Source organism: Oryzihumus sp. (genome assembly GCF_036391795.1).
In the GTDB taxonomy this organism is placed as follows: domain Bacteria; phylum Actinomycetota; class Actinomycetes; order Actinomycetales; family Dermatophilaceae; genus Oryzihumus.
In genome coordinates, this window is sequence record NZ_DASVZH010000021.1 from 1 (window position 1) to 7,189 (window position 7,189).

Annotated in this window: 7 protein-coding genes; 4 read left to right on the forward strand and 3 right to left on the reverse strand. The window is 73.2% G+C overall.

The genetic code is table 11. From position 1 onward, the window contains the following. Window positions 1–1,205: chloride channel protein (locus VF825_RS00830; RefSeq protein ID WP_331109121.1), on the reverse strand; the 1,205-nt coding region annotated here is incomplete at its 3' end. Window positions 1,206–1,414: 209 nt separating this feature from the next. Then, window positions 1,415–2,275 carry an SGNH/GDSL hydrolase family protein gene (locus VF825_RS00835; protein ID WP_331109124.1) on the reverse strand — a complete coding sequence of 287 codons (861 nt, stop codon included), beginning with the start codon at window positions 2,273–2,275 and terminating at the stop codon, window positions 1,415–1,417. A gap of 167 nt (window positions 2,276–2,442) precedes the next feature. Between VF825_RS00835 and VF825_RS00840 the strand changes: the two genes are divergently transcribed. From VF825_RS00840 to VF825_RS00855, 4 genes are all read left to right on the forward strand, one after another. Continuing rightward, complete coding sequence (locus VF825_RS00840; protein ID WP_331109126.1) at window positions 2,443–3,663, forward strand: PP2C family protein-serine/threonine phosphatase; 1,221 nt, start codon at window positions 2,443–2,445, stop codon at window positions 3,661–3,663. 151 nt (window positions 3,664–3,814) lie between these two features. After that, a complete protein-coding gene (locus VF825_RS00845) occupies window positions 3,815–4,366 on the forward strand; it encodes a hypothetical protein (RefSeq protein WP_331109128.1) in 552 nt (183 codons plus the stop codon). A gap of 62 nt (window positions 4,367–4,428) precedes the next feature. Next, window positions 4,429–5,229 carry a hypothetical protein gene (locus tag VF825_RS00850; protein ID WP_331109130.1) on the forward strand — a complete coding sequence of 267 codons (801 nt, stop codon included), beginning with the start codon at window positions 4,429–4,431 and terminating at the stop codon, window positions 5,227–5,229. Between the two features lie 51 nt (window positions 5,230–5,280). Then, entirely contained in the window at window positions 5,281–5,679 is a 399-nt protein-coding gene (locus VF825_RS00855; RefSeq protein ID WP_331109132.1) for a PPOX class F420-dependent oxidoreductase, read from the forward strand. A gap of 580 nt (window positions 5,680–6,259) precedes the next feature. Here the strand turns inward: VF825_RS00855 and VF825_RS00860 are convergent. Then, window positions 6,260–7,189, reverse strand: a 930-nt coding sequence (locus tag VF825_RS00860) for a transposase (RefSeq protein WP_331109134.1), incomplete at its 5' end; no start/stop codon positions are given.

The following is a 7,189-nucleotide window of genomic DNA, read 5'->3' on the forward strand; positions in this document are numbered from 1 at the left end:
CCGAGGAAGAGGCTGGTGAGCAGCACGGAGGTGAGGGGCAGGCGCAGCATGCCGGCGGTGAATGCGCCGATCCCGATGGCCACCCCCGATATGGCGGCCAGGCCCGGAAGGTGGGAGAGCGCGATACCTGCTGCCGCCCCGATGAACATGGCCGGGAAGGTGGGTCCGCCCCGGAAGCTGCCCAGCGACACGACGTACGCCAGCCCCTTGCACGCGACGAGCAGGAGCAGCGCCCCCACCGTGTAGGCCGCGTTGTTGTCCACGAGCTGGGGGAGGGCGGTCTGGCCGGAGAAGAGCACCGTGCTGGGCGGCTTGCCGGTGGACCACGCGTAGAGCACGGCCAGCGCCGCGACCGCGAGCCCGGCCACCGGGGTGAGCAGGACGACCCGGGCGGAGACGAGCGCCCGGACCCGGAGGGCGAGCCAGCGGATCGCCAGGCAGCACGGGGCCGCCACGAGCCCCACCAGGACCGCCCACACGAGCTCCGTGGGCGTGGGCGCCGACGTGCCGGGGATGTCGGGGATGGCCAGGGAGAAGGTGCCGTGCCCGGTCAAGGACCCCAGCCCGACGAAGATGAGGGCGCCCACCCCGGCGCCGAGCAGGCCCGGCACCAGGACCAGCGAGGCAGTGACACCGCCGAGGCCCGCAGCCTCCATGAGCAGGAACGCCCCCGTCAGCGGCGAGCCCAGCAGGGTGCTCACCGCCGCGAAGCTGCCGATGACGGCGATGACCGCGGCCGTCTGTGTGGGCAGGTCCCGCCGGCGCAACCACACCGCGAGGTAGGACAGGCCACCGCCGAGGGCGATCAGCGGGGCCTCGGGGCCGACCACGGCACCCAGGCCGACGCTCGCGATCGCGGCGATCGCGATGCCCGGCAACGCCGCAGGGCGGGCCACCCCACCGGTGTGCATCCCGTCGGCCGGTGACTCCCCGCCCTTCCCGGGCAGGTAGCGGATGGTCAGGCCCACCACCAGGCCGGCCACCGGGAGCGGGACCAGGGGCCACCAGAGCGCGGCCGGGTCGACGCCGAGCGCGGACGGCAGGTCCGTGAACACCCACCGCTGCAGGGAGGCCGTCAGGTTGAGGAAGGCGTAGGCCAGCGCCGCGATCGGAGCCCCCAGCACGGCGGCCAGGACGAGCAAGCCCAGGTAGCGACGGCTGCGGAAGTGCTCGAGGGGGTCGACCTGCGTCGCGGGCGAGCTCATCGGCGTCGCGGTGCTGAGGAGGACAGGCCGTCCGGCCGGGAGGACATGAGGGCCATGCGTCAGCTCCTCGCACTCGGCGGACGGGCGGAGCCGGGCCTCCGCCACTCCACGGCCGGCCCCGCGCTCGCAGCCCCACCATGCGGTCAGCGCGCGCCGGCGGCATCACCCACGGCGGGTGAATGTGCCGACGCCCGCCAGCACGCCGAGGGTCAGCCGAGGCCGAGGACCTGCATCGTCTGCGCTGCCATGCGGGACTCGCCCAGGGCGTTGGGGTGCACGATGACCGGGTTGGTGCCCTGGAGGACCGGCTCCACCCAGCGCACCCCGATCGCCTGGCACGCGTCATGGCCCTCGGAGACCGCGCTGAGGTCGACGTAGGTCGCGCCGGTGGCCGCCGCCGCGCGCTGGACGGCGTCGTTCAGGGTCGCCTGGATGTCGCGCAGATAGGGCACGTCACCGGTCGCGATCGGCATCCGGTCGAAGCAGCCCTGGCTCGCGGGCAGGATCCACGGGTAGCCCAGGATCGCGACCCTGGCCCCGGGCGCCTTCGCCCGCACCGCCGTCAGGGCCTGCACGAGGGCGGGGTAGGTCTTGGTGCGGATGTCATCGGCGAACGAGGAGCCGTAGCGGTCCTTGCACGGGCTGCCCGTGCCCAGCGTGGAGACTCCGGCGGCCCCACAGCGGGTGATGGCGTCGATGAAGGTGTTGTTGTCGTTCCCGCCGATGGTCATGGTGACCAGCTCGGTGTCTGCGCGGACCGCGTCCAGCTGGGGTGCCACGCCCGGGTACTGCGAGCCGGCGTAGTCCTTGGTCTGCGCGGCGCCGCAGGTGACGTCGGTGAGCTGGGCCTGGGTCGCCCCGGCGATGACGTGCGGGTAGTTGCTGGTCGAACGCAGGCAGGCCGGTGGGGCGGTGAGGTCCGGCGGCAGCACCCCGGAGGCGGCGCTGTAGGAGTCGCCCAGCGCGACGTAGCGCAGCGGGCTGGTCGCAGCGGTCGAGGGCAGGGCGGAGGCCACCGTGCCTCCCAGGAGGGCAGCGGCGGCGAGGACAACGGCGAGCGTGCGAGGCATGTCGGCTCCACGGGTCGGCGACGGGGGATGGTGCGACGGGTGCTCCTGCGAACGGCTACTCCTGCAACGACGACCGGCGTGCCGTGTTACGGCGCAGCCCGGACCGCGGGAGACTCCCTTGCTCGGGGATGAGGACGAAACGACGCCGAAGGGGTGAGGATGGGGTGGTGAAGGGCGACCGTCGAGGTCAGCTGGTCGGCGCCGGGCTTGCAGCGCTGTGGTTCGTCGTCGTCCTCATCACGGAGCTCTCGACCGGCAAACCCGCTTTCGTCCCGGGGATCCTGTTTGCGCTCGGCCCGCTGATCGCCTGCGCCGTGCTCGATCCGGTGCCCACCGCCGGGTTCGGCGTGGCCGCGGTCGGGCTCGTGGGGCTGACCAGCGCGTGGAACGGCACGTGGGGCACGGCGCAGATGTGGCTGCGGGTCGCCGACGTCGGCCTGGTCAGCCTTGCGGCGGTGATGCTGGCCGTGGTGCGTGTCCGCCGGGAGACGCAGCTGGAACGCATGGTCCGTATCGCGGAGGTGGCCCAGCGCGCCATGCTGCCCCTGGTCCCCACGCACGTGGGCACGGTGGCGGCCGGCGCGCGATACCTCTCTGCCGCGGAGGACGCGCTGGTCGGTGGCGACCTGTACGACTGGTTCCACTCCGACCACCGCGTCTGCTTCATCGTGGGAGACGTCCGCGGCAAGGGGGTGGGGGCTGTCGAGCAGGCGGCGCGGGTCATCCGCGCGTTCCGCCAGTCGGCCGCCGGCAGCGGAGACCTGGCGACCGTCGCCGCGGAGATGAGCGCCTACATCGACCCGTTCCTCGACGACGAGGAGTTCGTCACCGCCCTGCTGCTGCAGGTCAGCGACCGCGGCCACGTCACGCTGGTCAACTGCGGGCACCCCCACCCGCTGCTCATCACCTGTCACGACGGGGCGTCCCTGGTGGACCTGCCCTCCGGCCTGCCGCTCGGCCTCGGCCGCTCCTTCGAAGAGGTGACGGTGCCGTGGACCCCCGGCGACCGCATGCTGCTCTACACCGACGGGCTCAGCGAGGCCCGGGACGCGCGCGGTGAGTTCCTCCCGGTGCTGCCGCTGGCCCCGCTGCTGCGGAGGTCGACCGTCGAGGACGCGCTCGACGGGGTGCTGGGGGCCGTGCGCGAGCACGTGCCAGGCGGCCGGTTCACCGACGACCTCGCCGTGCTCCTGCTGGAGAACGTCGACGGGGACGAGGCGCACGCCGTGGACCCCCGCGACTACCGCGTGGGGAGGGTCCACTCGCAGTCGATCGACGCCGCCCCGCCCGGGCCGACGCCGCTCGAGCGGACGCCGGCCGCAGCCACGCCGAACGAACCGGCAACGGTCGAGCCGGGCGCCGCCAGCGCGGCAGGAAGCGTGCGCTGACCGCCCCAGCCGCCCCGCCTGGGGCGGCGCCGTGTCTGGATGCCACGCACAGGTGCCGTCCGTACCATCACCTCACGCCCCGAGGGCACCCGGCGGGGTCGACTGAGGGCTGGGGTGGGGTCGTGCGACGCCCCCGACAGGACGGAGCGCCATGAGCGGCGAGCCAGGACTGACCGACGAGCAGATCCACACCATGACGCCCGCCGAGCGCCGGGACCTGATCCGGCGGCTGAGCCGGCCCGCGCCGGAAAGCCCTCCCCGCGGCGGCCTGCTCCGGGGCCAGAGCCGCGTGGTGCTGCTGGCCGCTGCGGTGATCGTCATGCTGCCCTGGATCGGCTACCTCGCCGTGGTGCTCCCCAACCGCTACGACGCCCGGCACTGGGACCTGACCTGGGCCGGCTTCGACCTGCTCCTGGCCGCGATGCTCGCCGCCACGGCCGTCTTCGCGCTGCTGCGGCGCCAGCTGCTCGTGCTCACGTCGTTCGCCTCGGGTGTGCTGCTGGTGTGCGACGCGTGGTTCGACGTGCTCACCGCGAGGCGTGCGGACCTGCCCGAGTCGATCGCCACCGCCTTCCTGCTCGAGCTGCCCCTGGCCGCCCTCCTGATCCTGGGCACGCTGCGACTGCTCAGGGCCAACGCCCAGCGGCTGTGGGCCCTCGAGCCCGGGACGCCGCTGTGGCGCCTCGAGCTCGACCTGCCCTGACCGCCGCCGTCCCGACCGGCTGTTCACCGATCTCTCAGGTTGCCTCGGCACACTCCCGCACCGTGCCGACCACCGCAGCTGCCGAGAAGTCCCGCGTCGCCCTGAGCGCCGTCCCCGAGGTCACCGTCCTGTTCTGGGTGGCCAAGGTGCTCACGACCGGGATGGGGGAGACCGCCTCGGACTTCCTCGCCCACCACCTCGACCCGGTCGTGGCTGGCGGCCTGGGTGCGGTCGGCCTGGTGGCGGCCCTGGCGCTGCAGCTGCGCGCCCATCGCTACGTCCCATGGGTGTACTGGCTGGCCGTGGCCATGGTCAGCGTCTTCGGCACCATGGCCGCGGACGTCGTCCACGTCATCCTCGGCATCCCGTATGCCGTCTCGACCGTGGCGTTCGTCCTCACCCTGGCCGCAGTGTTCGCCGTGTGGCGCCGGACCGAGGGCACGCTGTCCATCCACAGCATCACCACACGCCGCCGCGAGCTCTTCTACTGGACGACGGTCCTGACGACCTTCGCGCTGGGCACCGCCGCGGGCGACCTGACGGCCACGACCCTGCACCTGGGCTACCTGGCCTCGGGCGTGCTGTTCGCCGTCGTCATCGCCGTGCCGGCCGTCGCGCACCGGAAGCTCGGGCTCGGCGCGGTCAGCGCGTTCTGGTTCGCCTACATCGTGACCCGCCCGCTCGGGGCGTCCTTCGCCGACTGGATGGGCGTGCCGCCCTCCCGGAAGGGCCTGGGCTGGGGCACCGGCCCGGTCACCCTGGCCCTGGTGGTCCTCATCGTCGGCGTCGTCGGCTACCTGGCCGCGACGCACGTGGACGCCCCCGTCGAGACGGTGCGCGACCGCGACACGGCCGGGGTCTGAGTCCCGCCGGCCGCGGCGCCGTGCGTGCGGTCCGCCGGTAACGTCGCCCCCGTGCCGACCGACACCACCTTCGCCGAGCTGGGCGACCAGCGGTTCGTCTCCCTGACCACCTTCCGCCGATCGGGGGTGGGCGTGCCCACCCCCGTGTGGGTGGCCCGTGACGGCGACGCGCTGGTCGTGACCACCCCGGAGGGCAGCGGCAAGGTGAAGCGGCTGCGCCATGACGCCCGGGTGGAGCTGCAGCCCTGCAGCCGCCGCGGCCGGGTCGACGCAGGGGTTCGGCCGGTGGTGGGCGTCGCCGCGATCATCACGGACGACGCCGCCACGAGCCGTCTGACCGAGCTCATCCGCCGCAAGTACGGGCTGGAGTTCCGCGTGGTCATGGCGGTCGAGCGCCTGCTCCGCTCCGGCGAGGCCCGACGGGTCCTGCTGCGCATCACGCCGGGCTGACCACGCGGCCGCAGGTGCGCACGGGCATCGCTCCCGTGTCCTCGCGCGGGGGGCAGAGCGGTCGCACCTGGCCTCCGCCGTCAATTGCCGGGACATTCTTCGGGCCGGTACGGGGATATTCCATGTCCTGACCAGATCGTGGTTGACACTTCAGGCAATGGCGCCGGATATTGGCGTTGTCCGGGGTTGGAGGCAGCGCAGCCCCTGGTCGGTCGCCAGCAGGGGGTTGATGACCGGCCGGGGGACGTGCGCTACTTCCACTGGGCCAGACACGTGGTTTGACCTGCGAGTTTGCGGTCCTGTGGCCGGCCCGTCGGGCTGCGCAGGGGCGGGTGCCACCCCGTCTGCCCGCACGGCCACGTAGCCGCGGAGGGACGGGTCTTGGCCTGGCCAGGAATTGCCGATGGAATTGTCAGGGGAATTCGTTTCCCTTTCTTGACCCGCCATTGTGGGCGGTGGTCCCTTGCCGTGGGAATGCCCCGCAGGCCTTGGTCGGGAAATGACCCGGAACTGACCTTTGACGGGGGAGTCCGGCCCCCCTCGTTCGTCGGTCGGCATACCGATTGGTGTCTTGTGTCGCTTAGCGTGGATGCGCGCCGCGTGAGGAGGTCCTCGCGCGGCGACTTTCCACAGCGGCGGGCTCATTTCCGGAGCCGTCCCAGACTGACCCCACCAGCACCAGCACCAGCGTGCTGGGGTGCGGGTGCTGGGTTCCCGTTTCAACGCAAGCCCCGGCCGCCGAAACGGCCGGGTGGTCTGCTGCTCGGCGGGCGTGGGACGCAAGCGCCCCTGACGGGCCGGGCCAATCCCGGTCCCCGGCCTGGGTTCGGCCACCGGATCGGTGGCGCTCGCCCCAGGCGGCGAGGTTCACGGCGGCGTTGACGTCACGGTCGTGACGGGTGCCGCAGCCAGTACACGTCCAGGTGCGGTCGGCCAGGGTGAGGTCGTGGTTCTTGACCCCGCATTGCCGGCACAGCCTGGACGAGGGGTACCACCGGTCGGCCACGATCAGCCGCCCCGGTGGGAGCTTGTAAGCCAGCTGGCGCCGGATCTCTGCCAGCGCCGCGTCGTGCACGGCCCGGTTCAGGCCGCGCTTGCGGGACCCGCCGCGGCGGGTCATCCCGCGCACGTTGAGGTCCTCGACGACGACGTGCGCGTCCAGGCGGGCCAGCTGAGCGGTGAGCTGGTGGGTCAGCGTGGCTCGGGCGTTGGCCACGTCCCGGTGCACCCGGGCAACCCGCAGCCGGGCCTTCTCCCGCCGCCGCGATGGCGACCGCCGCGGCCGGCCCGCGTTCGTCCGTGCGCCGTGCACTCGGTCCTTGCGGGACAGTGCCCGTTGCGTGCGGCGCAGCCGTCGCGCGTGCTCACGCAGCAGCGCCACCCCGGCCACCTCGGCCACAACACCCCCGTCCGCGGCGGCGGCCACGGCCCGGGTCTTCACGCCCAGGTCCACCCCCACGACCGGAACCCACGGGCCGGCGTCGGGCGCAGGTCTTGCGGCCTTGTCGAC

What these genes read in the sequence shown, in the direction of transcription:
- VF825_RS00835 (WP_331109124.1), bottom strand. Translation starts at nt 2,275, where the DNA reads ATGCCTCGCACGCTCGCCGTTGTCCTCGCCGCCGCTGCCCTCCTGGGA.
- VF825_RS00845 (WP_331109128.1), top strand. Translation starts at nt 3,815, where the DNA reads ATGAGCGGCGAGCCAGGACTGACCGACGAGCAGATCCACACCATGACG.